The 237-nt window shown below is 43.9% G+C and carries 1 rRNA gene; it reads right to left on the bottom strand.

The features are described from left to right. Window positions 1-103: ribosomal RNA gene (locus tag H5185_RS22645) — 23S ribosomal RNA — on the bottom strand; the annotation flags it as partial. Between the last annotated feature and the right edge of the window lie 134 nt (window positions 104-237).

Here is a 237-nt window from a genome sequence, read left to right as displayed (position 1 = left end):
TCAAATGCTTATTACTAGCTCGCCAACGCTTTTCGCAAGTTATTACGTCCTTCATCGCCTCTGACTGCCAAGGCATCCACCGTATACGCTTGGTCACTTAACCATACAACCCAAATGAGTTTCACTTACGTGAACTCTGGGTCATATCATGACCAGCTGGTTTTTACTTGTCTCACCTCCGGGTAGGAAGTGGACTCGCCTTAGTTTTTTAGAATATTCAAGACACTTAAACAGTGT

It is taken from the genome of Shewanella sp. SG44-6 (genome assembly GCF_014164185.1).
Taxonomy (GTDB): Bacteria; Pseudomonadota; Gammaproteobacteria; order Enterobacterales; family Shewanellaceae; genus Shewanella; species Shewanella vesiculosa.
This window is presented reverse-complemented; position numbering and strand designations above follow the sequence as displayed.